The 26,212-nt window shown below is 39.4% G+C and carries 17 protein-coding genes; 3 read left to right on the top strand and 14 right to left on the bottom strand.

Annotation, left to right across the window (positions count from 1 at the left end; all coding sequences use genetic code 11):
- Positions 1–76: 76 nt before the first annotated feature.
- The 8 genes from G7074_RS05030 to G7074_RS04995 all read right to left on the bottom strand — a co-directional run bounded on the left by G7074_RS05030 (position 77) and on the right by G7074_RS04995 (position 7,534).
- A complete protein-coding gene (locus G7074_RS05030; RefSeq protein ID WP_124557857.1) occupies positions 77–2,290 on the bottom strand; it encodes a cation:proton antiporter in 2,214 nt (737 codons plus the stop codon).
- Between the two features lie 97 nt (positions 2,291–2,387).
- Positions 2,388–2,741 carry a hypothetical protein gene (locus G7074_RS05025; protein ID WP_148090170.1) on the bottom strand — a complete coding sequence of 118 codons (354 nt, stop codon included), beginning with the start codon at positions 2,739–2,741 and terminating at the stop codon, positions 2,388–2,390.
- 58 nt (positions 2,742–2,799) lie between these two features.
- Positions 2,800–3,795: a bifunctional riboflavin kinase/FAD synthetase gene (locus G7074_RS05020; RefSeq protein WP_124557859.1), complete on the bottom strand. Its 996-nt coding sequence runs from the start codon at positions 3,793–3,795 to the stop codon at positions 2,800–2,802.
- A gap of 66 nt (positions 3,796–3,861) precedes the next feature.
- Positions 3,862–4,722, bottom strand: a complete 861-nt coding sequence (locus tag G7074_RS05015) for a YitT family protein (protein WP_166207225.1) — start codon at positions 4,720–4,722, stop codon at positions 3,862–3,864.
- Positions 4,719–5,450, bottom strand: coding sequence for a tRNA pseudouridine(55) synthase TruB (truB, locus tag G7074_RS05010; protein ID WP_124557861.1), 732 nt, complete (start codon positions 5,448–5,450; stop codon positions 4,719–4,721). The genes G7074_RS05015 and truB overlap by 4 nt, the downstream gene beginning before the upstream one ends.
- 102 nt (positions 5,451–5,552) lie before the next feature.
- Positions 5,553–6,347, bottom strand: coding sequence for an undecaprenyl-diphosphate phosphatase (locus tag G7074_RS05005; RefSeq protein ID WP_124557862.1), 795 nt, complete (start codon positions 6,345–6,347; stop codon positions 5,553–5,555).
- 81 nt (positions 6,348–6,428) lie between these two features.
- Positions 6,429–6,656 carry a DUF3098 domain-containing protein gene (locus tag G7074_RS05000; RefSeq protein ID WP_124557863.1) on the bottom strand — a complete coding sequence of 76 codons (228 nt, stop codon included), beginning with the start codon at positions 6,654–6,656 and terminating at the stop codon, positions 6,429–6,431.
- Positions 6,656–7,534: an ABC transporter permease gene (locus tag G7074_RS04995; protein ID WP_124557864.1), complete on the bottom strand. Its 879-nt coding sequence runs from the start codon at positions 7,532–7,534 to the stop codon at positions 6,656–6,658. The genes G7074_RS05000 and G7074_RS04995 overlap by 1 nt, the downstream gene beginning before the upstream one ends.
- 202 nt (positions 7,535–7,736) lie before the next feature.
- Between G7074_RS04995 and G7074_RS04990 the strand changes: the two genes are divergently transcribed.
- Together G7074_RS04990 and leuS are read left to right on the top strand one after the other, a co-directional pair.
- The gene (locus G7074_RS04990; protein ID WP_124557865.1) at positions 7,737–8,162 is read left to right on the top strand and encodes a hypothetical protein; all 426 of its coding nucleotides are present in this window, start codon (positions 7,737–7,739) and stop codon (positions 8,160–8,162) included.
- Between the two features lie 184 nt (positions 8,163–8,346).
- Positions 8,347–11,133, top strand: coding sequence for a leucine--tRNA ligase (gene leuS, locus G7074_RS04985; protein WP_166207222.1), 2,787 nt, complete (start codon positions 8,347–8,349; stop codon positions 11,131–11,133).
- Positions 11,134–11,288: 155 nt separating this feature from the next.
- Here the strand turns inward: leuS and G7074_RS04980 are convergent, their stop codons facing one another.
- The 3 genes from G7074_RS04980 to G7074_RS04970 all read right to left on the bottom strand — a co-directional run bounded on the left by G7074_RS04980 (position 11,289) and on the right by G7074_RS04970 (position 15,505).
- Positions 11,289–12,593, bottom strand: a complete 1,305-nt coding sequence (locus tag G7074_RS04980) for a DEAD/DEAH box helicase (RefSeq protein WP_124557867.1) — start codon at positions 12,591–12,593, stop codon at positions 11,289–11,291.
- A 208-nt stretch (positions 12,594–12,801) separates the two neighbouring features.
- Complete coding sequence (locus G7074_RS04975) at positions 12,802–14,136, bottom strand: MFS transporter (RefSeq protein ID WP_124557868.1); 1,335 nt, start codon at positions 14,134–14,136, stop codon at positions 12,802–12,804.
- A 31-nt stretch (positions 14,137–14,167) separates the two neighbouring features.
- On the bottom strand, positions 14,168–15,505 hold the full coding sequence (locus G7074_RS04970; RefSeq protein WP_124557869.1) for an APC family permease: 1,338 nt from the start codon (positions 15,503–15,505) through the stop codon (positions 14,168–14,170).
- A gap of 306 nt (positions 15,506–15,811) precedes the next feature.
- Between G7074_RS04970 and G7074_RS04965 the strand changes: the two genes are divergently transcribed.
- A complete protein-coding gene (locus G7074_RS04965) occupies positions 15,812–17,680 on the top strand; it encodes a DNA topoisomerase IV subunit B (protein ID WP_124557870.1) in 1,869 nt (622 codons plus the stop codon).
- A 200-nt stretch (positions 17,681–17,880) separates the two neighbouring features.
- On the opposite strand, the gene G7074_RS04960 is transcribed toward G7074_RS04965, so the two are convergent.
- Genes G7074_RS04960 through G7074_RS04950 form a run of 3 tightly spaced genes read right to left on the bottom strand, consistent with a single transcriptional unit; the run spans position 17,881 to position 26,201 of the window.
- Positions 17,881–18,906 (bottom strand): YihY/virulence factor BrkB family protein, encoded by a 1,026-nt coding sequence (locus G7074_RS04960; protein WP_124557871.1) that lies wholly within the window; start codon positions 18,904–18,906, stop codon positions 17,881–17,883.
- A gap of 7 nt (positions 18,907–18,913) precedes the next feature.
- Positions 18,914–21,226 carry a BamA/TamA family outer membrane protein gene (locus tag G7074_RS04955; RefSeq protein ID WP_166207219.1) on the bottom strand — a complete coding sequence of 771 codons (2,313 nt, stop codon included), beginning with the start codon at positions 21,224–21,226 and terminating at the stop codon, positions 18,914–18,916.
- Positions 21,210–26,201, bottom strand: a complete 4,992-nt coding sequence (locus tag G7074_RS04950) for a translocation/assembly module TamB (RefSeq protein WP_166207216.1) — start codon at positions 26,199–26,201, stop codon at positions 21,210–21,212. The genes G7074_RS04955 and G7074_RS04950 overlap by 17 nt, the downstream gene beginning before the upstream one ends.
- Positions 26,202–26,212: the final 11 nt, after the last annotated feature.

The following is a 26,212-nucleotide window of genomic DNA, read 5'->3' as shown; positions in this document are numbered from 1 at the left end:
AATTCATTAGTCCGAAGTTTTTAGTTACGAAGCTAAGTGTATTGACTTCCAACTCGGGACTAATGACTCCTGACTTTTAAATAACCTCTTTAATCTTCTTATTGTTTCCTACAATCCAGATTACATCACCCGTATCGAAAACAAAATCAGACGAAGGATTTAAGATGCGGTCGGCACCACGTTCAATACCCACAATCAGCGCCTGTGCTTTCTCACGGATTCCGGCATTTCTAATACTCAAACCATAGACCGGCGATTCGGCATGTACAACTACTTTTTGCAAGGTCATTTCTTTGTTTGGGAAATTGTTTTCCTCAACCGTTTCGGGCTTATCTACTTCTAAAATAGCTTTTACAGCTGCCAGCTGGTCGTCGGCTCCGATTAGTAGCAATTTATCATTAGGATAAAGTCTTTCGTCTCTGCCCGGAGTAGGGATATTGATTCTACCACGCTCAATCAGTGCAATATTTACTCCGTATTTTTCCCTGATCATTAATTCGGTAAGCGTTTTGCCTACGACTTCCGATTCAGCCGAAACGGTCAATTCAGTTAAGTGAGTATCCCACGGTAAGATATCGGGTTTCCGGTTTTCTCTTGCATTTAGGTTTAAAATAAAGCGCCTTTCCAGTTTATCGTAAAACGATTGCAGTTTTCTCGAAAAAATAACCATACCGAAAATAATCAGACCAAGCGCAATAACGGCTGCAATCCAGGTATCGAAGAATTCGTACATTAAAAAGCCAACAAAAAATATTCCCAATGCAATCCTGAAAAACTCAATGGCAATTAGTGGCCCGCGGGTATATTTTTTATTCAGCCACAAGTGGGAGTAGGCTGTTTTTTGAATTCTCCGGATAGACAATGCCCATAAAAATGGCGACATGAGTATAAATGAAGCGATTACGCTGATAATAATAGAGATTAGGCTATCCGCAATATTGCGCACAATAAAAGGTTGTACGTAACGGTAAGCCAGAAATATAATGGCAATGATAATAACCGAATGGATAATGGTATTGAAAATATACGACCGTAATAAAACTTTCCAGTCGCTTAAAGTAGTAATACCCTCGGTACTCGAACTGTAGCGTTCAATTCCATCCTGCCATTTTTGAGGTAAAACACGTTTTAAAAACTCATAAAATGGTTCTGATAGTTTAATCAGGTATGGTGTGGTAAAAGTGGTAATAGCCGCGGAAGCTACTGCAATAGGATAGAGGAAATCGCTGGTAACCTTAAGTGTTAAACCCAACGATGCGATGATAAAGGAGAACTCACCAATTTGGGCCAAACTCATACCCGATTGTACCGAAGTTTTTAAAGGCTGGCCAGACAATAAAGCACCTAAAATGGTGAAGATAATTTTACCGATAACAATTACCAGGGTAGCGAACAAAATAGGTACCCAGTATTTTACCAGCATGGCGGGATCTATAAGCATACCAACAGAAACAAAAAACACTGCTGCAAATAGATCCTTTACCGATTTGGTAAGATGTTCGATTCTTTCGGCCTGGGTGGTTTCGGCTAAAATAGAGCCCATGATAAACGCTCCCAAAGCAGGAGAGAAGCCTACCTTATCGGCCAGTAATACCATAACTAAACATAAGGCAAGCGAAACCACGAGCATGGTTTCATCGTTCATTAACTTTCGGGTAGCCTTTAAAAAAGACGGGACCAAAAATATACCGCCCAAAAACCACAAAACTAGGAAAAAGGCCAGTTTTAAGATAGAATAAAGCATTTCGGTACCTGCCGATTGCTGGCTTACGGCCAGGGTAGAAAATAGCACCAGCAGTAAAATAGCCACCAGATCTTCTACAATTAAGACTCCGAAAACCAGTCCGGCAAATTTTTTATGTTTGAGGCCAAGCTCTTCAAAGGCCTTGATGGTAATCATAGTAGAGGAGATTGATAAAATCCCACCCAGGAACAGGCTGTCCATATCAGACCAGCGCATGGCTTTACCTACAAAGTAACCGGCCAAAATGATAAACAGTACTTTTACAATGGCTGTAATGGAAGCAGAACCGCCAACTTTAACAAGTTTTTTAAAACTGAACTCTAAACCTAAACTGAAAAGCAGGAAAATTACCCCGATTTCGCCCCAAATGTTAATGCTTTTGGTATCGGTAACAGAAGGGAAAAAATCAAGGTGCGAGCCAACCAAAAGCCCCGCAAGTATATAGCCCAAAACAAGGGGCTGTTTAATTTTTTTAAATATAAGTGTGGTTATCCCTGCGGCAGCAAGAATTAACCCTAAATCGGCAATTAAATCTGGTAAATGCATCTATAAAAATGAGTAATGATATTAAATAATTTATGTTCGGGCCAAAACCCGACATTTTTAATTGTACCACATTGCTGCGGTTAAAAAATGAAATTACTTACCAAAAAACATGTTTTGGGTACAGCATTTTAAAAAGGCACCAATAATTATAATTTAATCTTTTGATTACAGCTTTGGTATAGGCAGTGTTGTACTTAAAGAAAAGAAACACTAAAAAAATAAGTAGCAAAAAAGCCGATGAAGATATTTTAACGATAGGGTTATTGATCAGGTCTTTTTGCAGACTATCATTGTCGGGTTGAAAATCGCTGGTGATTTTCTTAATCTTTTTGCTGGTTATGAAACTTATTTTTTGATTTTTGGGCAAGACATCATCTTGTTTTTTCTGCGATGCGTGTACCGCAAAAGGAATAGAAATGGCACAAAAGAAAATAATATAAAAAAGCCTCATTGCTGCTAATATAACGAAAATGAGGCTTTTTTGAAAGAAAAAACGTGATTTTATGCTTTTAACTAATCGTTTCAAAAAAAGCTAAAGTAGCTTCCTTGTCTTTTTGTAACTGAAGGGTTAAAGCTTCTAAGCCGGTAAATTTTACGTCGTGGCGTAAGAATTTTAGGAAGTTCATTTTAATATCCTGGCCATAAATTTCCTGGTTAAAATCAAAAATATTAACCTCAATATTTCTGGTCATACCGTTTATGGTAGGTCGTTGTCCAATATAAGCCATGCCTTCGTAGACAGTTTTGAGTTCGGGGCTTGAAGTTTGGAGTTGCTTAGCCTCTAAATTCTCAACGCTAAACTCCGAACTCATTTCTACCGTTACAGCGTAAATACCGTCGCCGGGAATAAGTTTATAGGTTTCTTCTACAAAGATATTCGCCGTTGGAAAACCAATCGTACGGCCAATTTTATCGCCTTTAATTACCCTGCCGAAAATAGAAAAGGGATAGCCCAGATAATCGCTGGCCAAACTTACATCGCCCGCTAAAAGCGCCTGACGTATTTTGGTCGAACTTACGGCCACATCGTGAATATCCTGCTCCATAATTTCTTCAACCGTAAAGCCATAATGCAGTCCGGCGGCTTTCAAATCAGTTAAATTGCCCGAACGGTCTTTGCCAAAGCGGTGATCGTAACCAATGATAATGTGTTTTGTACCAATATTATCAACCAAAGTGTTTTTAATATAATCTTCGGGCAGTTGATTAGAAAAATCGCGGGTAAACGGGGTAATAATTAGATGATCTACCCCCAGGTTTTTCAAAATATCGGCTTTCTCGTTAATGGTGTTGATCATTTTTAGCTCCTGGTTTTCAGGATCGATGATCATTCTCGGGTGCGGGAAAAAAGTAAGGATTACACTTTCACCGTTATCGGCTTTTGCCTTTTCAACCAGTTGTTTAATAATTTTCTGGTGCCCGAAATGTACGCCATCAAAGGTGCCGATGGTTACAATAGCATTATCTAATTTCGAAAACTCGGATAGGTTATGGTATATTTTCAATGTTATTAAATTAAAATCATTGCCATTACAGCAAAACTAAATCAACGCAAATTTGCGACCAAAAGCTTAATGCAGAGTGTGCCTTTTTACTACTCCGCCTTTTAAATCAGCAATTTGTTGTTGTATCACAAAAGCATCAGCATCTATCTGCCTGATAGCAGTTTGTAATTTGCTCATTTCTAGCTTGGTTACTACGGTAAAAATAATATCTATATCTTTCTTTTCGCCATAGCCACCCTCGCCTTTATAAATGGTAACGCCGCGTTTCATCTCTTTAATAATGAAGTTTTTAATCTCTTCCTGATGCTCGGAGATGATGGTAACGCCGGTATATTGTTCTATGCCGTTTACAATAAAATCGATAGTGCTTGAAGCCGATAAATAGGTTAAAATGGCATAAAGCGCTGTTTCGATGTTTAAAAAATACGCTGCAAAGGCAAAAATGATGATGTTTAAAATGAGAATGATATTGCCAACAGTAAGGATACTGTTTTTACTGATGTAAAGTGCCAGTACCTCGGTGCCATCGACTACGCAACCGCCGCGCATGGCCAAACCAATGCCTCCGCCCAAAAACAACCCGCCGAAAAAGGCAATTAACAATTTATCGTGGGTAATGGGTTGGAAGGGTAGAAAAATTAAGGCCAGTGAAAGTGCTGCAATGGCAATGGCGGTTTTAAATGCAAATCCCTTACCAATTTGCCGGTAGCCTAATATCACAAACGGAATGTTGATGAGGGCAATAAGGTAAGATAAATTCCAACCCGTTAGGGTGCTTAGTAAAAGCGAAATACCGGTTACGCCTCCATCTATAAAATGGCTCGGCATTAAAAAGCTTTTTAAGCCAAAACATGCCGAAGTTACACCTGCAACGATTAAAAAGATTTCTTTTACAAATCTGGTGTTCCTGTTTTTAATGTGGTTCATACCTCCGCCTGGGTTTTTGCTTCTTCTTTCTTGCTACGAATATAATTAACAAGTTCTAATACCTCAAACGCATCTTTAAGCAAAAAGTTTCCGCTGCGGGTACGGGTGAGTTTAGAAAGATAGGCGCCGTTGTTAAGTTGTTTACCAAAATCGGATATTAGTGAACGGATGTAGGTGCCTTTGCTGCATACAACCCTAAAATCGATTTCGGGCAGTTCTATTCTGGTAATCTCGAATTCGGGAACACTTACAAAGCGTTTGCGCAGCTCTACTTCTTCGCCGAGCCTGGCTTTAACGTATAAACGCTCGCCATTTACCTTTACTGCAGAGTGTGCAGGTGGGTACTGCTCAATATCGCCAATAAATGGCTTGCAAGCCGCGTAAATTTCTTCGTTGGTAATCTGGCTGATATCGAAGGTTTCGTCTACCTCAGTTTCCATGTCGAATGATGGGGTAGTAGCGCCTAGTATCATGGTGCCGGTATATTCTTTTTCTTCTGCTTGAAAGGTATCAATTTGTTTGGTTAATTTACCTGTACAAATAATCAATAAACCTGTTGCAAGGGGATCTAACGTGCCGGCATGGCCAACTTTTAGCTTTAATGGTTTTAACGAATTACGGATTTTTCCGACCACATCAAATGAAGTCCATTTGTATGGCTTATTAATCAACAGCAATTCGCCTTCAGCAAATTTGAAATCTTTAAACTTTGGATTTTCGGTGCTCACAAATCTTTTTTGCGCAAAGATACAGATTCAATGTGGTTTGCTTAATTTTTTTTACCGCAGATGTAACAGATGCTTATTATCTGTGCTTAAGGTATTTTAGGCTTAAATAATTTGTAGGCTGTGGCCACTTAGCAAAAGGATGATAATAACCAAACCGGCAGCAATTCTATACCAGCCAAAAACCCTAAAGCCATTTTTGTTTAAATAACCAATAAAGCTCTTAATGGCTAAAAGTGCTACAATAAAGGCAACAACGTTACCAATAATTAGCAGATTGGTTTGTTCGTGGGTAATGGTATGACCTTCTTTATAAAAATCGTAAAGTTTTTTAGCAGTAGCCGCAAACATGGTTGGTACAGCAAGGAAGAACGAGAACTCAGCAGCAACCGTTCTGCTCAATTTTTGGCTCATACCACCAACTATAGTTGCTCCCGAACGCGAAACGCCTGGTATCATAGCAATACATTGAAAAAAACCGATTTTTAAAGCTGTTAAATAACTTACATTTTCTTCTTCGTTAATTGTAGGGTTGTTAAACCATTTATCAACAAATAACAAAATTATACCACCTGTTAAAAGAGAAATGCCAACAGCCATTGGACTCTCTAAAAGTTCATCTATCTTTTTGCTTAATAACAATCCAAATATGGCTGCAGGGATAAATGCAACCAATAATTTAATGTAAAAGCCTATTGTTTTAAAGAACCTTTTAAAGTAGAGTACTAAAACCGATAGAATGGCCCCAAGTTGAATGGCAATGGTAAATAACTTTACAAATGGATCTGATGCAATACCCATAAAAGATGATGCAATAATCATATGTCCGGTACTCGAAACAGGTAAAAATTCAGTTAATCCTTCAACAATAGCAAGGACAATGGCTTCAAAAGAGTTCATATTTGTTTTGAAATAGCAAAAAATAAAGAAAACGCTCAACTAAAAATTAAGCGTTTTCCAGATATCTTCCTGTAATGGATGTTATTTTTTAAGAATGGCGTAAACCCCGAAAGCGAAGCCGAAAAGCACAACTACAGGTGCCAGTAATGTTCTTCTGAAATCGTAAATATCACCTGTGGTGCCCATCATTAAAATAAAACCAACCACTACAATAGCAATGCTGATTAACAATAACTGATAGTTTTTCTTGGTAAAAACCAATTCGCTTTTAACGTCCTTAACAACCGGACTTGTTTTTTTTTCTGCCATTATCTATAAAGATGATAAGATTTTAAACGTAAATATCTACTTACTGCAAACCAGGTACTAATACCCGTTATAAAAATGCCCACAATTAAAAGGCCTATAAATACGAAACCAAATTCAGTATAATTATTTAAAATTATAATTTCGGGTACTTCTTTACGGGCGTATATCAATGTGGCCAAAAGGATAATAATGGCAATAAAGGCCGCAATTAAACCGTGCAGGGCAGCATACAGTAAGAAAGGACGTCTGATAAAATTTTTCGTTGCACCAACCAGCTGCATACTTTTAATTAAAAAGCGTTGCGAGTAAATGGCTAGTCGTATTGTATTGTTTATCAGTGCTATAGATATGATTAATAGCAAAATAGCAAATGCTAAAATAATTAAACCAATGGTGCTGATATTTTTATTTACCATATCAATTAATGAGCTCTGGTAAACCACTTCTTTAACCACAGGATTTTTAGAAATACTGGCTTTTAAAGCATCGATACTTTTATTGTTGGCATATTCTGCTTTTAAATACACATCGAAAGTAGAAGTCAAGGGGTTGTAACCTAAAAAGTTAACAAAATCTTCGCCTAAATCCTGTGTTAAATTTCTTGCTGCAAGTTCTTTGTTTACGTATTGCGTTTGCTTTACGGCAGGGTTAGCATTTAACTCTTTCTGAAAGGCCAGTACATCGGCTTCTTTTGCGCCTTCATCCACAATAATATTTAAAACGATGTTCTCTTTAACGTAGTTAGACAGGTTTTTGGCATGTACAAGTACCAACCCAAGCAGCCCCAGCATTAACAAAACCAAAGCAATACTAATGATCGTAGAGATGTATACGGTTTTGGTTTTCTTAGATGCGTCACTTACTTCGAATTCTTCCATGTATTTCATTTTTGTTTCTGCGAAAATATAAATTATACCTGATAAACACCAATTTAAAAGGGGCCTAAATGAACATTAACGGATGGGATAAGGTTTTAGTCCAAAGATTGAATTTTTTAATTAATTCATCATTTTGTCAAAATACGGTACGAAATTTGTTGAAACGCCGTTAATCATAAAACTTAAGACTAAAATTTTAACTATGAAAAGGCAAATTACTTTACTAGGGCTATTATTAATTGTTACTAGCACGATTATATCTTGTAAAAAGGACACAACTTCATTAAAAGCGCAGATGTTAGGAAGATGGACATTGGATAAAATTGTTACTACTGGATATACTGCTGAAGAAACCTTAAAAGATCCTACCAAAATTAATGGTGATGTAACTTATGGTAAAACCAGCGATTATGTTGACTATAAAGCAAACAACGATGATCAGGTAGAAGTGAGTTTATCAGGTAACAGAACCATCGGTACCTACATTATCATTTATTCAGATCAGTTTACCATGGATTTGAACGATGGAAGCAATTTTTGTGCGGTAAATAGTATTACCGGAAACAAATTTCAGTTTACGGCAACCATAAACAATAGAATTAAAAAGGTTTATTACCTGTCGAGATAAAACCCGGATCTCCTTATTATTTAAAAGCGCCATTGGTTTTTAACTGATGGCGCTTTTTTTATCTGAAAAACAAACCTCACAGATTTTTAAGGGCTGTGAGGTCTTTGATTTTCATCCAAAATTTATGTTTTACTAAACCCCTTTATTTGCGTAATTTCGCGCATTAAAAATTTTAAAACCTGCAATGGATTACCAATTCAAAGAAATAGAACAAAAGTGGCAGAAATTTTGGGCAGACAATCAAACCTTCAAAGCCGAAAGCAATTCTGAAAAGCCAAAGTATTATGTGTTAGATATGTTCCCGTACCCATCGGGTGCAGGTTTACATGTTGGCCATCCACTGGGTTACATTGCATCTGATATTTTTTCGAGATACAAACGCCTTAAAGGCTTTAATGTATTGCATCCAATGGGTTACGATTCGTTTGGTTTACCTGCAGAGCAATACGCTATACAAACCGGTCAGCACCCGGCCATTACCACAGAAGCCAATATTGCAACCTATCGTCGCCAGCTCGATCAGATCGGTTTCTCTTTCGATTGGAGCAGGGAAGTGCGTACCAGTGAGCCATCTTATTACAAATGGACGCAGTGGATTTTTATGCAACTGTTTAACTCATGGTACAACAACGAAAACGACAGGGCTGAGGATATTACCACTTTGATTGAGAAGTTCAATGCTTCAGGATCGGCTGATGTGAAAGCTGTTTGCGATGATGATGTGAAATCTTTCCTGCCAAGTGATTGGGCAACTTTTACCGAAGAGGAAAAACAAGAGGAATTATTAAAATACCGTTTAACCTATTTAAGGGAAAGTACTGTAAACTGGTGTGCTGCCCTGGGTACCGTTTTAGCAAATGATGAAGTAAAAGACGGTTTTTCTGAGCGTGGCGGTTTTCCGGTTGAACAAAAGAAAATGATGCAATGGAGTATGCGCATTACGGCCTATTCTGATCGTCTTTTGCAAGGTTTGGATACCATCGATTGGCCAGAGCCAATTAAAGAAATGCAACGCAACTGGATTGGCAAGAGTGTAGGGGCATCAGTGAAGTTTCAGGTTGAAGGTAGCGATAAACAGATTGAAGTTTTTACTACCCGTGTAGATACCATTTTTGGGGTTTCTTACCTCGTATTGGCACCAGAGCACGAATGGGTTGCCGAATTAACTACTCCAGCACAAAAACAGGCTATCGAAGATTATATCTCCTTAACCAAAAAGAAATCGGAGTTAGACCGTATGGCCGATACCAAAACCGTTTCGGGTGCTTTTACCGGTACTTATGTAATTAATCCGGTAAATGGCGAGCGTATTCAATTGTGGATTGCAGATTACGTGCTGGCTGGGTATGGAACAGGTGCGGTAATGGGTGTGCCAAGTGGCGATCAGCGCGACTGGTTATTTGCTACGCACTTTAACTTACCTATTGTTCAGATTTTAGATGCGCAAAAAGATATCGACGTTCAGGCAGATCCAACCAAAGAAGGAAAATATATTAATTCGGGTTTTATAAACGGATTAACCTATAAGGAAGCTGTTCCGTTTTTAAATAACTGGTTAGAAGAAAAAGGAGCAGGGAAAGCAAAAGTAAACTTTCGTCAGCGCGATGCGATTTTTGGTCGCCAGCGTTACTGGGGTGAGCCAATTCCGGTGTACTTCAAAGATGGATTGCCTTATCTGGTACAGGAAGAAGAATTGCCTTTATTGCTACCCGAAATTGATAAATATTTACCAACTGAAACAGGAGAGCCACCTTTGGCGAGGGCCGAAGACTGGATGCCTGCCGCAGGTGGACACTATGAAATGAGCACCATGCCAGGTTGGGCAGGTAGTAGCTGGTATTGGTACCGTTATATGGATGCCAATAACGATTCAGAATTTGCTTCGAAAGAGGCTGTTAATTACTGGCAGGCGGTTGATTTATATATCGGAGGTTCTGAGCATGCTACAGGACACTTGTTATACAGCCGTTTCTGGAATAAATTTTTGAAAGATTTGGGTTATACCAAAGAAGAAGAACCTTTCAAAAAACTGATTAACCAGGGCATGATTCAGGGCAGGAGTAACTTTGTTTACCGCATTAACGATGAGAACGGTAAACCAACCAATACCTATGTTTCAGCGGGCTTAAGAAAAGAATATAAAACTTCGGCACTGCATGTTGATGTAAATATTGTTGAGAACGATACACTGGATTTAAATAAATTCAAGGCTTGGAGAGAGGAATATGCCAATGCAGAATTTATTTTGGAAGGTGGGAAATACATTTGCGGTATAGAGGTGGAAAAAATGTCGAAATCGAAGTTCAACGTGGTTAACCCCGATGATTTGATTGAGCGTTACGGTGCCGATACCTTGCGCATGTACGAAATGTTTTTAGGCCCGTTAGAACAAAGCAAGCCATGGAATACCAATGGTATTGAAGGTGTGTTTAAGTTCTTGCGTAAATTCTGGCGTTTGTTCCACAACGAAGAGTGGGTATTTCATGTAAACGATGCCGTACCAACAAAAGCAGAACATAAATCGTTACATAAAATCATTAAAAAAGTTCAGGATGATATCGAGCGTTTCTCATTCAATACTTCTGTATCGAGCTTTATGATTGCTGTAAATGAACTTACCGATCTGAAATGTAAGAACCGTCAGATTCTGGAAGATATGGTAATTATCCTTTCGCCTTATGCGCCGCACATTTGCGAGGAGCTATGGGTATTATTGGGTAACGATGCCGGAACACTTTCTTACACAGCTTTCCCAACGTTTAAGCCAGAATACCTGGTAGAAGATGAATTCGCTTATCCGGTTTCTATTAACGGTAAAATGAAAATGAACCTGAATTTGAGCTTAAACCTTGCTCAACCAGAGGTTGAAAGTATTTTATTGGCAGATGAGCACTTCCAAAAGTTTTTAGATGGAAAAGCACCTAAGAAAATCATTTTCGTAAAGGGAAAGATTATTAATGTAGTAGTTTAAAGGTAGAAGGTTTTCTTTCTCTTGCCTTAGTCTAAACTGAAAATAGAAAACCCAGGTTGCATTTTGCAACCTGGGTTTTTCTTTATAAACTTAATCGTTGTATAGAAGTGTAGATTTTAAGCCTTATGCTTTCTACCTTTCAGCCTTCCGCCTTTCTAGTCTCTCTTCCTCCTGTTGCCGCCAAAACGTCTGTTATTGCTTGCATTACGCGGTTTGCCGCTCATATTACCATCACCACCTTTTCTGGCTCCACCGCCTCCGCCACCTTTCGATTGCGCTTGAGGCTTGCGTTTGATCTGGTTTTTGGCCAGCATGTTTTCCCAGCTTAACGGGTAAGGATGGTCATCAACAATCGGCAGGGTAATTTTAATCAGTTTCTGTATATCCAGTAAGTATTCGTTTTCTTCTGCATCGCAAAATGAAATGGCAATTCCGTTTGCTCCTGCACGACCTGTTCGGCCGATTCTATGCACATAAGATTCAGGAATATTGGGTAATTCGAAATTGAAAACATGTGATAGTTGATCGATGTCTATCCCACGTGCAGCAATATCAGTAGCTACCAAAACACGTATTTTCCGGTCTTTAAAATCGGTTAGGGCTCTTTGTCTGGCATTTTGCGATTTATTACCGTGAATGGCAGCTGCTTTAATACCTGCATGACCTAAATCTTTTACAATTCTGTCTGCACCATGTTTGGTACGGGTAAATACCAGCGCAGTTTGAATATCTTTATCTTCTAAAAGATGAATCAGTAATTTCTTTTTATCAGGCTTGTCTACAAAATAAACCGACTGAACGATGGTTTCTGCAGTAGAAGAGATAGGTGTAACCTCAACTTTGGTAGGGTTCGATAAAATGGTGTTGGCCAATTTCTGTATTTCATCAGGCATTGTAGCCGAGAAAAATAAAGTCTGGCGCATTGCAGGTAATTTAGCCACAACCCTTTTTACATCGTGTATAAAGCCCATATCCAGCATACGATCGGCTTCATCTAAAACAAAAAGCTCGATGGTGTTCAGGCTGATAAAGCCCTGGTTCATTAAATCCAGTAAACGGCCTGGGGTAGCCACTAAAATATCGACACCTTTTTTTAGTGCTTCTACCTGCGAGAACTGGTTTACCCCACCAAAAATTACCAGGTGGCGAAGGTTTAAGTTTTTGCCATAAGCTTTAAAGCTTTCCTCAATCTGGATGGCCAGCTCGCGTGTTGGCGTTAAAACCAAAGCTTTAATGTTTTTTGTGGCTTTAGTATTGATGTGTTTTTCGTGCAATAACTGTAGCATCGGAATAGCAAAAGCTGCAGTTTTTCCGGTACCAGTTTGTGCACAGCCCAATAAATCTTTTCCTTTTAATATAGTAGGGATGGATTGCTCCTGTATAGGCGTAGGTTGCGTGTAACCCTCAGTCTCAAGTGCCTTTAAAATCGGCTCAATGAGGTTTAATTCTTTGAATAACATGTATGTTTTTATGTAATATGTATTGAAGAAGCTAGAACAATCATTTGTTGAAGGACTAACTTGCGGAGAGAATATGCCATTCAGAATGACAAGCCCTTATTCCTGCTTCGCTGCAAAGATAGCTAAATTTATGGAATGATCGAATAATTGAATTTTGAATGATCGGAGCGGCTCAAACTCACATTCAATCCTGCTCTACATTTGACTATTACTTTTCCTCTTTAAACCTGCTGAAAAACAACAATGCGATTAAACAGAGCCCAAAACCTACAATTCCATTCAGGCGTAATCCGAAATCATTACCCGGATCTTTACCGTAAATGGTAAGCATCGCAAAAATAGCAATACCCAGGGTTTGGCCTAGCTTTACAAAAAGATATTTTACCGCAAAGAACATTCCTTCGTGGTTTTCGCCGGTTGCTAAAGTATCTCTTTGGGCAATATCGGCCAGGATAGCCGTAGGTAAAATACCTAGCGCAGCCAATGGAAATGAGGCCGATAAAACCAACATGTAAATTTGGGTATGCGGACCAAACGGTAATTTGCCCAGGAAAAATATGGTGACAAAAATGAGGCACAGTACCCCAAAAGCGAAGAGTACAAAGGGTTTCTTACCTATTTTAGCCGAACCAAAGTTAACCAGTGGGTAAAATAACAACGAAGCCAATACCATCGATGCCATAAATTTCCCTCCCTCTGATTCGTGCAGGCCCAGCAAAACGGTGCAGAAGTATAACAGACCACTCGAAATGATGCTCAAGGCAGTGTAAAAGGCAAAGTCTGAAATCAGGTAATATTTAAAATTACTGTTTTTAAAGGTATTCTTCATCGCCGCCCAAAGAGGAACATGTGAAGGTTTGGCTACCGAAAAATCTTTTTCATTGATGAAAAAAACAGGTAGTAACATCACAAGTCCGGATAGCGCGCATAAGCCCCAAATGGCCATTTGAACGGCTTCGCTACGGTTGGTTACCTGAAAATTATCTTGTACCAGATCGGCAAAATTATTGGTGCAGGCCGATAAAATAATGCCAATTACAAAACCCACCTGTTGGTAACTGGAAAGTTTTACTTTTTGCCTTGGCGTGTTGGTCACTTCGGCAAGTAAAGCGTTGTAAGGGATGATATAGGTGGTAACCGATACAAAGAATAAACAAAGTGTAATGGTTAACCACCAAGCATTGTGCAGGCTTTCGGTTTTTTGAAGCGGGTAAAAAACCAGGCCGCAAAAAAGCATAGCCGGAATTATAGCCCATTTCATAAAAGGCATGCGTCGGCCTTTCTTATTGTTACTGGCATCACTTTTGGCTGCAATAAACGGATCGTAAAGAGCATCGACCAAACGGCCTGAGGCAGCAATAATAGATAGGATATTAAAGGCTCCGAATAAAACAAGTTGCGGTACAAGTGGGGGGAGGCCGGCGTTGCTGGGCGGCAGGTAGAAAAAGGGCAGCATTACGATGATAATGTTCGTCATCGTGCTCCAGCCAATCATACCGGCAGCGTAAGCAATTTCTTGTTTTAGCGAGAGTGTTTTGTTCATTAATTTCCTTTAATTTCTATTCGTAGTTTACTTATTTCTTATTAAACCATCTGCTCACAAAATAAATTGCCAGAAAGCCAATAAAGATATATAAACCATTCAGTGCAGCATTGGGATCGTCGGCGTAAATGCTTAGGGCCACAAAGGTATATGCTGCTATAAATATAATAGGCAATATAGGATATAAAGGAACAGTATAGATGGTTTTTTTATCAAGATGTGCAGTTCTTTTGCGCAGAATGAAAATAGTTGCTGCCGAACTGGCCATACTAATGCTTTCTAAAAAAATGGTGTAGTTTAAAATCTTATCAAAAGTTTTGGCATAGAAAATAATTACCACTGCAACCACTGTAAAAACGGTTAAGCTCAAGGTAATTACCTCCGTTTTTTTATTCATACGACTAAAAACTTTGGGTAAAGCACCTTCTTCGCCCATGGCAAACATAGCCCTGGGGTTACTCAATAAATTTACATTTACATAGCCCATTACCGAAAAAAAGATAATAACCGAAAGCGCGTTGAAGCCAGCAGGGCCGAATATTTTAGCAGCCAGGATTGCAGCAATGCTTTCTGCAGATTTCAGTTCTTCGAAGCCGATAACCCGAACATATACATAGTTAATGGCCAGATACAGGATGACGATAATGGTTAAGCCAATAATAATTGCGCGTGGGATTACCTTTTTTGCTTCTTTAACCTCACCGCCAAAATTAATAGTTTGTGCATAACCTGCATAAGAGAACGAAACTGCAATTAAACAAAGGCCAAGGGCTTTGCCGTAATCGGCCCAGTTGGGTAATGCTCCACTGGTGGTTTTAAAAACGGGCGCTGCAGTTTGTGTACCTCCTCCAAAAAACACGGCGCAGATGAGTGTTAAAATCATACCGATCTTAATTACCGTTAATACATTCTGCGTTTTCGAACTGGCTTTTAAACCAAGCAGATTGATGAAATAAAACACCAGTATGGTAGTAATGGCAATGGCAACCCGGTAGGTTTCGTTTTGCATGGCTGGAGGCAAAATAATCTTACTCAGATACTCTGCACCGATAATAGATATGGCCGCTACCGAAGCTGCACTCGAAATGATCACAATACAATTAATGGCAAAGGCAATGGACGGATGATAAGCCGCCGAAAATATTTTATAATAGCCACCAGTTACTGGGAAACGCGATCCGATTTCTGCATAAGTTAATGCACCACAAAAAGCTACAAAACCGCCAATAAACCAGGCAAGGTAAAACAGTTCGGGGATTTGCGCTTTAGCTGCAACATTTACTGGTGTGCGGAAAACCCCCATGCCAATAACCAAACTTACCACAATCATGGATAAATCGAATAACGAAAGCTGCTTTTTCTGTTGCATGAATAATTTGTTAATGTGGGATGAAGATAGGGAAATTATGTAAATAGGGGAGAGGGAAGATGGAAGAGGTGATTTAGTTAATTCTTAAAGCCATGAACGGTATGCTTTTCATCATCCATTTTCCATCATTGTGTTGAAACTTTATTTTGCTAGCCTCACATAATAAATTTATTATTGTAAGATAATTCTGAAGAGGTGATCTGAAAATGTTTTTATTTCAATCATCAGGGTTATTTCTACAAACTCTTCATCGCTCGGCAAATCAAAAATGCAGGGTTTTTCATTGAGGAACAGAATAAACACATTATGGCAGAAGTAATTTATAACGACGACAGTATCCGCTCATTAGATTGGAAAGAACACATCAGGTTGCGTCCCGGTATGTATATCGGAAAACTTGGTGATGGCTCTGCACAGGACGATGGTATTTATGTTTTGTTAAAGGAAATTGTAGATAACTCTATCGATGAGTTTGTGATGGGAACAGGAAAAACCATCGAAATTACTCTTTCAGAGCAAAAAGTAAACGTGCGCGATTATGGCCGTGGTATTCCCTTGGGTAAAGTAATCGATTGTGTAAGCAAAATCAATACCGGCGGTAAATACGATAGCAATGCCTTCCAAAAATCGGTGGGTTTAAATGGTGTTGGTACCAAAGCGGTAAATGCTTTGTCGACCAGTTTTACCGTGCAATCGTACCGCGATGGAAAAACGAAGAAAGTTGAGTTTTCTAAAGGTGAAATTGTAACCGAAAACCCGGTTATTGATACTACCCAGCGTAACGGCACTGCCATTACTTTTTACCCTGACGAAACTATTTTTAGAAACTACCATTACATTCCTGATTTTGTAGAGAGCATGGTTTGGAACTACGTTTTCTTAAATACAGGATTAACGGTAAATTTCAATAACCAGAAATATTTTTCAGAAAGAGGTCTTTACGATTTGCTTTCTAAATTTAATAAGCCAGAAGAAATCAGATACCCAATTATCCACATGGTTGGGCCCGATATCGAAATTGCGATGACCCACGGTCAGCAATATGGCGAAGATTACCATTCTTTTGTTAACGGACAGCACACCACACAGGGTGGAACCCACCAGGCTGCTTTCAGAGCCGCGGTAGTGAAAACCGTTCGTGAGTTTTTTAAGAAAGAGTTTGACGCTGCTGATGTACGCTCATCCATTATCGCGGCCATTTCTATCCGTGTGCAGGAGCCGGTTTTCGAATCGCAAACCAAAACAAAACTGGGTTCGCAGAATATGGGCCCCGAAGGACCATCAGTGCCTACTTTTATTAACGACTTTGTTAAAAAAGAACTTGACGATTATCTACACAAAAACCCTGATGTTGCCGATGCTTTGCTGAAAAGGATTATGCAATCGGAGCGTGAGCGTAAGGATATTGCAGGGATTAAAAAACTGGCTAACGACAGGGCTAAAAAGGCTTCGTTGCACAACAAAAAACTGCGCGATTGTAAAGTGCATTTCAACAGCACGCACGAAAAACGTTACGAAACTACTTTATTTATTACCGAGGGAGATTCGGCCTCCGGTTCTATCACAAAATCACGTGATGTAGATTGTCAGGCAGTTTTCAGCTTAAAAGGTAAACCCCTTAATTGCTACGAACTGACCAAAAAAGTGGTGTACGAAAATGAAGAATTTAACCTGTTGCAGCACGCTTTAAATATCGAAGACGGATTAGAGGGCTTACACTACAATAATATCGTTATCGCTACTGATGCCGATGTGGATGGTATGCACATCCGTTTGTTAATGATGACTTTCTTCCTCCAGTTTTTTCCCGATCTGGTAAAGGCTGGGCACGTGTATATTTTGCAAACGCCACTTTTTAGGGTACGTAATAAAAAGGAAACGATTTATTGCTATAGCGATGAGGAGCGTAGAAATGCGATAGAAAAATTAGGTAACAAGCCTGAAATTACCCGATTTAAAGGTTTAGGTGAGATTTCTCCTGATGAGTTTGGACTGTTTATCGGAAAAGATATCAGATTGGACCCTGTGATTTTAAAAGATCAGACAATTAAGAGCCTGTTAGAATATTATATGGGTAAGAATACTCCAGACAGGCAGCAGCACATTATCCGGAACCTACGTATAGAGAAGGATGAGGTTGCAGAAGAGCCTAAAGTAATTACGGAAGTAGCATAAAAAGAGAGTCAGGTTTTAAAAGGCCTGACTTTTTTGTTTATCTACTGGTCGGTGTCTCACCAACCAGCTTAGGTACTCTTTTTTCAGCCGCTGGGATACCAACCAATAAGTTAAGAGATGCTGAAATACCCGTCCGCCCGGACGGGTATTTCAGTAAGAAGATTTGGGAATGAGATGATCTGAATGAGAAACTAAGTTCGCTATTCTTTCGGCAGGTTAACCGTATCTTCAGGGTGTTGTGGTGGCAATACATCAACCTTTTTCTCTACAATCGTAATTTTAGTAAATACGGCATATTTACTGGGTGAAATACCGCCATCGAACTTTTCGGCATAAGCTTGTGTAAATTCTGCACCAAAATAAAGGATAATGGAAGTGTAGTAAATCCACAGGAGGATAATGATAATAGAACCTGCTGCACCAAATGCCGAAACCGTACTTCCTTTTTCGATGTAGATACCGATTAAATATTTGCCGAGGCTAAACAGCAGGGCAGTGAATAATGCACCAATTATAGCCGATTTCCATTTAATGTTAACATCGGGCAGTACCTTAAAAATAATGGTAAATACGGCCGTAACAGCGGTAAGCGTAAGTGCATTATTTAAGATGTAGATAATTAAGGCCATGGTATCGTTTGCCACAGGTATCACATCATCAACCTTACTTTCCGAAATTAGGGAAACCAGTTTATCGCCCAAACCAACAACAACACTGTTAATTACTAAAGATACCAGGAGCAAGAAGCCCATCGACACAATGAGTGAGAAAGAAAGCAATCGGTTGGTGAGCATTTTTATCCAGCCTTTTTTAGGCATAGCCTTTACTTTCCAGATCAGATTGATGCTGTCTTGTATTTCGATAAAAATGGCCGTTGCACCAACAATTAATGTACCGATACCAATAATTAAACCCAAGGTAGACTGGCCCGTTTTGTTTGCATGCTCAACAAAACCCTGTATCTGGGTAGCTGCTGGTTTTCCAACCAGCTCAGTAACCTCGATAAAAAACTTATCGCGGGTTTTCATTTTATCGCCAAAAAACAGCGTGGCTGCCGAGAGTACAATAATAATGAGTGGTGTAAGCGAAAAGATAGTATAGTAAGCCAGAGAGGCACTTAATTTCATTACCCTATCTTCCATAAAGCCTTTTCCGGCGGCTATAAAAAGGTGATAAATGGCAACAAAAAAATATTTGATTTTATGTATTACTCTTACTCTTTTCATCAAAAAACTAAAATGGATATCCTATCCCAATATTAAAAATTAAATTTTGCCTGCGCCAGTCTTTACTTCCAAAATTGATATCGTTGAATACCCAACGTTGTCCCTCAGGCAAATATGGTTTACGCACAGGGAAAGCTACATCCAGGCGCACTACAAAAATACTAACATCTACCCTTAAGCCGGCACCTGTGCCTACAGCAAGTTCATTAAATGTATTCTTTAGCCTGAAGCCAGAGCCAAGCCTGGCAGTTTCTGGTTTGCCAGGTTCTCCGAGATCTTCTTTCCTGAGCCAGATATTACCAGCATCAACAAATAACGCGCCATAGAATATACTCACAATTTTAAAACGCAGTTCTGAATTCAGCATTAATTTAATATCACCACCCTGATCAGCGAAAATGGCATCATCGCGAACTTTATAGGTGCCTGGGCCCAATGTACGGGCAGGGAAGGCCCTTACATCATTACTGCCGCCTGCAAAAAACTGTTTAACAAAGGGTAATGAGCTACTGTTGCCATAAGCATAACCATAGCCTAAGTTTAACCGATTAGCCCAGATCAGGTTTTTGGTAATTTTATAATAATCTCTTAAATCGGCTTCTACGCGGATAAACTGGGTTAAGGGAACATTAAAAATGGTTCGCTTGCCTTCATTATTTTTAGAAGTAAATAAACCCCAAACGTTTCCTCCGGTTTCTAAAGCGCCGTAGAAGTATACATTATTCCGACGGCTATCTTCCATCTGGTTGGTATAGGTAAAATTGTAATTGCTACCGACGATGAATTGGTTTTCAAGTGTAGATCTTAAAAGCGGATTATTTTTAAAAAGGCTATCTCTGGTATTGGTATCAGGGAAACTTGTAGCTACATAACTAATCGATATCGGATTAAAATTATGCTCTTTGTACTGATTTTCCTTAAAATTATACCCGTATTCGCCTTTTATAGCATGTAAAGTATATTCCGAACCCCTATTTAGCATCTGGTAAGACAGCGAGGTGATGGTTTTAGGAATAAAGGCATTGGTGCTGTTCGGTTTATAGAATGGAACAATTAACCTGGGGAAAGTTAGTTTTCCTTCGGCCGTAAACGACAACGAATTTTTGCCCAGTGAGGTTCCTTTAGTTTGAGTTTCAAAGCCGCCACTAACGCTTAAATCAAGCTGTTCCGCATTTCTGAACAGGTTCCGTGTGGTTTGGGTAACCTTAACTTCAGAACCAACAAAATTATTTGATTTACTGGTTCCGGTAACCGAGAAAGTAAGCGAATTTTTCTTTAAAGGGGTTAAATAGATATTCAGGTCAAGTTGATTGTTCCTAAAACTATCTACAGGCAAAAACTCCACCCTAACATCTTGAAATGCACCTACATTTACCATCCTGTTTAACGATTGGTTATGATCTTTACGGTTATAGGCTTCTCCTTTTTGAAAAAATACCAGACGGTCGAAAAGTTTAGGTTTAAACGTATTGCGGTTATCGTAAATGTTAAAATCGTTATATACCAACGGATTTAGCTTCCTTAAAGCACTATCTCTCCGCAACGAATAGTTAGGGTAAATATTGATGTTTTTAACGGTGTAAGGCTTTATCGCCGCATCAGGCGCAATATCTTTAACTTTTACCTTAATGTTAACCAGGTTTTTGCCGATGGTACTATCAACCTGTATAATCAGGTAATCGGGACTGAAATAGAAATAACCAATTTCTTTCAGGTCATTATCAATCCTGATCCGTTCGTTTTTATAGGTGTCAATATCATAAAAATCACCCACTTTTAACAAGGTTTTATCCTTGTTAACATTGATGTTTTTGGTTAAAATACCTGTATCGGGCGGGAAAGTTACTTTATTGATTTTATAGCGCTGGCCAGTAACTGCGGTATAAATGGCTTTACCTTTTTTTTCTTTCACTATGGTATCGCCGGTAACATTGGCCTGCAGGTAGCCTTCACTAATGAGATAACTGGTAAGTACATCGTTATTGTATTTCAGTTTTACATCGTTCAACAGCACCGGAGCTTCTCCTTTTTTGCGTAGCCAGTTCCTGAAACCCTTTGGCTTTTTAGGTTCGCCGGCAAGGTTGTAAAGGCCAAGTTTGAATTTGATCCCCAGGATTGAACTGTTAGGACGAGGCCTTGTTTTAGCCTCGAGATCGTTTTTAATCTGCTTTTCGTTATCAATCTTCCCAGAAGAATCCGGATTGATTTTCACTTCAGCACCGGTGTACAAAATCTGTCCTGGTTTTAAAGATTTGGTACTGCTGCAAGCCCAAACTAAACAGGCCAGTAAAAATAAAAGCGGTCTAGTTAGTTTTTTCATCTTGTGCTTTCTGTTCAATGTTTCTTATTCTTCTAATGCGTTTCTTCTGAAATATCTCTCTAAATTTATTGTAGTCTACCACCAAAGTAAACCCTAAGCCGGTTTCGATAATCTGACCTTGCACAATCACATCGTTCTGGTTGCGGCGGTAAGCCCTTAACCGGTAGCGGCCATCCGCCGAAAGTGCATATTCTACATTTACGTTTCCGGCAATATTGGTCGATTTTTCTCCTGGTGCCTGCGGACCTTCCAGCGCGAACGAACTACCTACAGTAACCGTTAATCGATCATTCAGTAGTTTTTTAGATAAACCAACTTCTAAATCGGTTTTTTGCTGCATTGAACCTGTAGAGTAATCTTCTGATGAATTTACCCCGAAGTTGAGGTCTACACCTTGTATCAAATCTGAAGTTAAATTGTTTAGCTGCTCAGTTAGCAATTTACTTACACTCGAGCGGGCAAGGGTAGAAACCCCACCGCCACCACCAGCCAAACTCTGGAACGGATTATTAGCAATAAACCGGTTTAAAGCCAGCAAGGCAAAAACCTGCTTGTTCAGTTCGCTTTCATCGCGGTTTACGTTAATCAGCTTGGTATACACCTGGCCGCTCAGTGCGCCACGCTCATTTTCGGGTAAATCGAGTTTAAATGAAATGGTTGGCTTTAATAATTCGCCTTTCATCATTAAATAAACCTGAAAAGGTAATTTGGTTCTGGCTTCGTAAAGGTCTGGCTGATTGAGCAAATCGATAGGAGCTGCATTCACCTCATACAAAGCTGTTATATTGGCATTAGCCGATGTTGGTTCGCCAGTCCAGATAATGGTACTACCTTTTACGAGTTTAAATTCTTTCTTAACCACGGCAAGGGTAAGGTTGTACGAACCATCTACAATTTCGTAACGGCCTGTCATGCTGATTTTACCGCTGGGATCCATCGTTACATTTAAATCGGCATCGCCTTTTACATTCAGGTTATCGCCACTGGCCGGATCTACTACCACATTGAGTTCAGCCTCAGGGTCGATATTTACTGCGGCAACTAAGTTTAAGCCTTTAATAGGCGCTTTGCTGATGCTATCTACATTCAGTGCCTTTTTGCCATTAAATGGCGGGGCGTCTTCATCAATAAACTGAACAATACCTTCCTGGTCGATAATGGATGGATCGTTGGCAGGCAAGGCAAAGAAAAACTTGGTGCCCTTGTTTACCTTAATGTTCATGTTTACATCGGGCTGGTTCAAATCGCCACGCACTTTGATATCGCTGGTTAAGAAAACCGTTCCGTAAATCATGTCGTTATCGGCTGCGGTCGAATTCAGTGCCCTGAAATTATTGGTTTTAATATCCAAACCGAAGCGGTAATTCTTAAAATCGCTGGTGTAAACTTTTCCGTTAATGGTGGCTTTCTGGTTTAAAGAATCGATCAATGTAAAGTTGTTAAAGCTGATCCCTTCTTCGGTAAACGAAATCTTTTCGTTTGGCATCCGGAAATAAGAGTTTACATAGGCCACGTTAAATCCGGCATTATTGAAGGTTAAATCGCCCAGTATTTTTGGTTCCGTTAATGCCCCTTTAACGGTTAGTGCTCCTGTTAAGGTGCCTGTGCCACGTTTAAGCTGTCCGGCCGATAAGCTCTCAATGTTTTTCATTTCAATCTTATCGATATTTACGGTCAAATCTAATGCACTTTGTGGTGCAGTATAATAAAAACCGTTTGCCCTTAATTCGTGCACGCCGGTTAATGCGAGGTTTACCTCAAAAGCATTTTCGGTATTGTTGTTTACGGCTAAGCGCAAGGTACCCAACTGGTCTTTCTGGTAACGCAACTGATCGATGGTGAGATTGGCCTCAAATTTCGGGGTAGTAGCCAGGTCTTTCACATTGGCTGTTCCATTTAAACGACCGCCTACCAAAGTGGTGTCGGTTTCGGCAAATTTGGTAAGGGTTTCCAATTGAAAATCTTTAAACTCAACTGCTAAAGGTGCATTGGGCTCGGTTGGGTTGCTGTTTATGGCCAGCGATTGGCCGCTATTACTGATCTGAAACTGGTTGACCAAAATACCCGAAGCCCCGAACTGGATGTAATTATCTTGCGAAACCACCCATTTCTGGTAATCGAGCAACAGTTTTTGCGGATCGAGGGTAAATTTAAAATCTTTGTTAATGGATTGGAAATTACCACCGATTACATATTTGTTTTTACGTTGCCTGTCGCGTAAGAAAACGTTTATGCCTAAATTATTGTTGGCTGCATCGCCGGTAACCTCCGTATTAAAAAGGGCAATGGATGGACTTTGTAAACTTTTAACAGTTAAACTGTAATCGAGTTTATTGTTGTCGTTGTTGATGTTTAAAACCGTGGTGTCTACTTTGAAATCGCCATAAACAACCTGTGGGAGATTTCCTTTAATCTGAAGACTGTCTTTTTGGGTATCAATTAAGCCGTAAAACTGAGATTGTTTAAACACCGTTAATTCGGGTACAAAACTCTTTAACAGTTTTGAATCGTACACACGCACAAAGAACCTTAAACGCTGATCGGGAACTTTGGTAACGGTACCGAAAGCATAATATTTATTGATTTCGTTTATAATGGCACTACTGATATTGGTTAGTTGATATTTACCATCAATTTTGGCCGATAGAATTTCCGAATTCAGCGTAAGTTCATTTTCAGTAGCCGTTGTTTTGGCGCGTACCGAAATGGTATCTACATTAATCCGCTGTTTATCTTTTACCAGCTGCAGGCCTGTAACATCAACCGACCCGTTTAAATAATCGGCATCGGCGGTAGCCAGGTCTACTTTAACTACACCTGCTGCACTTAATACGGTTGGACTAAAATTTAAAGCCTGCAGATTAACCTGTTTTAAATTCAAATCAGCTTTTATGCTTGGGTATTTTCCGGCCAGGTTCACTTTAGCATCGAGGGCAAAGTTGGCATTGCTATCGGGCATACTGCTTTTTACCACAACGTTTTGGTTGGCATACGTACCGGCTACATTTAAATTGCGGTAAGTATATTTATTGTAGTAAGCGCTTAACACCTTTGCATTAAATTTAGCATTGATTTTTTTGGGATCTAAACCGGTACCTGCCACCCTGGCTTTTGCTGAAACGCGACCCAATTTGGGCTGCATTTTTAACAAACGGCCAACATTAAAATTGTTCAGGCTAATATCGGCCTGGTAACTTTCCCTACCTTTTGGCCCCTTCATTCCTGCTATTACATTGGCACCACCCATATCGGTTAGGATGTTTAGGTTGGTGTTAAAATCAGTCATCGATCCTTTAAAATTACCCTTTGCATCAATTACATTGGGCAGTTCGATGGTAGGCGGGAGCGATTTTTTAGTTACGGCAACCAAAATATCGCTTTTGGTAACATGGAGCTTTTTGATGTTTAAATCCAGAAAGGTTTTTTTGATATCGGGCAGGCCTTTTGCTTTTCCACTGATATCGATCTGGGTATTTTTTAATCCGCTAACCTGTAAGCGTGGAATATTCAGGTTATTTAAGTAACCGTTAACATCGGCATTGAGCTTTATTTTTTCGTTACGGTAATTCGCCGGAATGGCATCGCTAAAATAGCCCGCATCCTTTAAACCAATCGTGGTGTTTTTAAAGGCCAGGTTAAGTTTTACACGTTCGGGGTGTTTGGTTAAATCCTCCATCGAAGTAACATTAAGCTCAGTGGCATTTTCGATAGTGGTATTTGGGGTTTTGAGTACAAAATTGCTCAGCTTAATCTGCTTGTCATTGTACACGGCATCGCCTTTCAACTCATTTAATACAAAACCGCTTTTTTCTTTTAACGAGCCATTTTTAACATTGGCTTTTATCCCTGCTGCACTGTAAGATACGTCGCTCGCACCTAAATTTAATCCGGCAATTTTGAGGTGATTAAAATCCATTCCTTTTGCAGCAGGTTTGGCGCCGAGGTTATCGAACTGCACCTGATTATCGGCCAGGCTAATATTTTTGATCAGCAGCCCCAAGGTCGATTTTTCGGGTAATACAGTATCTTTTACTTTTTTTAAATCGTTACTGGGCGCAGGTTTAAAGGCAAACAGGATGTTCGATTTGTTTAAATGTGCATCATCAACTGCGTATTTGCTATTGGTTAAATCTACTTTTAAGTTAACCAAACCAAGGTCGTTTACATCGGCAACAGCTTTGGTAGTCGAAATCTGATCGTCGTAATGTACTTTTACCTTGCTGAAAACAAAATTCTGCACTTCTATTAAAGGCAGTTTTCCCTGCTCCTTCTCACTGCTATCCACACTGTTGGTGATGTGTTGCACCAGTTTAACTAAAGGTTTTTGCTGCAGGTACCGTAAAGACGTATTATTTAAGCTCAGCTCCTTAATCACATAGTGCTGGTTGGCCAGATCGAAATTTTTGATTTTGGTTTTAAAGGCACCCAGGTAAAGCTTTACATCGTTGCCTGCCACATCATCGCGGTAGCTAAGGCCTATATCTTCAAACGAAACTTTATCGACCGAAAATTTTAGGGTAGAGGTGGTATCTTTTTTAACTTTCTCTTCGGGTTTTTTCTGATCACTTGCAAAAGCATCAACCAGAAAAGAAAAATTGAATGTAGTATCAGGGCTAATGCGCTTCACATTTGCGCGTACATTTTTTAACTCAATATTGTTTACCTCAACAGTGTTTTTTAACAACTTAAATAAGCTGATATCTACAGCCAGTTTTTCTGCATAAAGCAGAGTATCACCTTTACGGTCTTCGATATAGAATTTGTTGAGTACAACATCTTTGGGCAGGGCTATTTTAATGCTTTCAAGGCTAACTTCGGTTTTGGTTTTGGTTTTCAGGTAATTGATGGCCTTATCTTTAACAAAATTTTGAACGGCCGGAATATTTAGCGACAGCGCTAAACCAATCACCAATATAATAATGGAGGCAATTAACCACAGTAAAATTTTAAGACTTTTGCGTACGTATTTATTCAAAACAGAGTGTG

The organism is Pedobacter sp. HDW13, from assembly GCF_011303555.1.
GTDB lineage: Bacteria > Bacteroidota > Bacteroidia > Sphingobacteriales > Sphingobacteriaceae > Pedobacter.
This window is presented reverse-complemented; position numbering and strand designations above follow the sequence as displayed.